Source organism: Pararhodobacter marinus (assembly GCF_003122215.1).
Lineage (GTDB): Bacteria > Pseudomonadota > Alphaproteobacteria > Rhodobacterales > Rhodobacteraceae > Pararhodobacter > Pararhodobacter marinus.
This window is the reverse complement of the sequence record NZ_QEYD01000025.1, coordinates 1-1,532: the sequence shown is the minus strand read 5'-3', so window position 1 is coordinate 1,532 and position 1,532 is coordinate 1. Positions and strand designations below refer to the sequence as shown.

2 protein-coding genes are annotated in these 1,532 nt (G+C 64.8%); both read left to right on the top strand.

Annotation, left to right across the window (positions count from 1 at the left end; all coding sequences use genetic code 11):
* Positions 1–117: 117 nt before the first annotated feature.
* Positions 118–1,221 carry a hypothetical protein gene (locus C4N9_RS22340; protein ID WP_109535412.1) on the top strand — a complete coding sequence of 368 codons (1,104 nt, stop codon included), beginning with the start codon at positions 118–120 and terminating at the stop codon, positions 1,219–1,221.
* Positions 1,222–1,233: 12 nt separating this feature from the next.
* Positions 1,234–1,532: hypothetical protein (locus C4N9_RS21590; protein WP_109535411.1), on the top strand; the 299-nt coding region annotated here is incomplete at its 3' end.

Here is a 1,532-nt window from a genome sequence, read left to right as displayed (position 1 = left end):
CTGCAGATCAGCACGAGGACCACGGGCGATGCCACGCCCCCGAGCCTCCCGTCCAATCACCGCAACCTGTTTCTCTCGGCCGAGCGCCGCGTGAAGTAATCCAGAAAGGAGGGCCGCATGACGACGGTCTATCAAACCGGAGCGATCTCGGTCGGATCCGGATCAACCAGCGTGACCGGATCGGGGACCGCCTGGACCACCAGCGGCACGCGGCCGGGGGATCTGCTGATCGCGGGCGGCGCGGTGGCCCTGATCGCCTCGGTCAACTCGGCCACCAGCATCACGCTGGCCAATAGCTGGCCGATCGAGACGCAGTCGAGCGTCAGCTATTTCATCCTTCAGCTCGACGATGGTCTCCGGGCGCTCGCGGCGTCAAACCTGCTCCTGCAAGCGCTCAATGGCGGCGCCCTGACCTCGCTCGCGGGCCTCTCAGGGGGCGCCGACAAGCTCGCCTTCTATAACGGCAACAACACCTTCGGCCTGACCGACTTCGGCGCGGCGGCACGGACGTTCCTGGCGGCTGGGCCGGTGGTGACGGCGAACGCGCTCGACGCGACGGCCGGGCGGTTGCTGAAAGTCGGGGATTTCGGGCTTGGTATCGTTGGCGCCCCCAATCAGCTGGCCGACCTCAACTCTTTTGACAGCGTAGAGGGTATGTATGCCGCAGGGTCTGGGACGCTCAATCGAGCCAGTAGCCCCTGGGGAAACAGCTATCATATTGTTCAGATCCATCGCTACGGCGCAACGTCTCTGCTTCAGGTCGTGCGAAAGGATATGGGGGCGTACGTTGAAACCTATGTCCGAGAGGGGGACTCGTCGACCGGGTGGGGGCCGTGGCGTTTGCAGTACGGGGCTGCGAACATCCTCGGTGGTGTCTCGCAATCTGGCGGCGTGCCGACCGGCGCGATCATCGAGCGCGGCAGCAACGGCAACGGTGTGTATGTGCGTTTCGCTGATGGGACTCAGATTTGTTGGCGCACCGTTTCGGTCAACCTAGGCTCTACCGATGACCAGACCTTCGCAATGCCGGCAGTTTTTGCGACCGACACTGTGTTCACCAGCATGAATCCCGTCAACAACACCATGGGAGGTGACGCGTTCGCGTCGAATGCCCGCGCGCGGATCTCGGGTTCCGCGACTTGGTCCGTAAGGAACCGTACTTCCACAGGGCATACTGGCTCTGAGACGTTTGTTCTCTTCGCCACTGGCCGCTGGATCTAAGGAGACATCCCCATGCATCTGATCCTTTCCGCTGTCCGGGGCTTGCCCGGACAGGCCGAAACCGCATTGTCCGTCGCAGGCGACGTGCTCACCATCGACGGCGTGGCCTATGACCTCGGCCCCGTGCCCGAGGGCGGCCGCGCCACCCCCGCGCCGGGCGATCATCCGTTCATCGGCCTGATCACCCGCGAAGGCGGCGAGATCCACGCAACTGTCCGCGTCATGCTCGATGACACCGCCGCGCCCGACCAGCCCGCCAGCCCGTGGGCCGTCACCGTCACCAGCGGCCCCGTCACCATCCCCGCCGACCG

Excerpts from the sequence above, each read along its gene's own strand:
- C4N9_RS22340 (WP_109535412.1), top strand. The coding sequence starts at position 118 with ATGACGACGGTCTATCAAACCGGAGCGATCTCGGTCGGATCCGGATCA.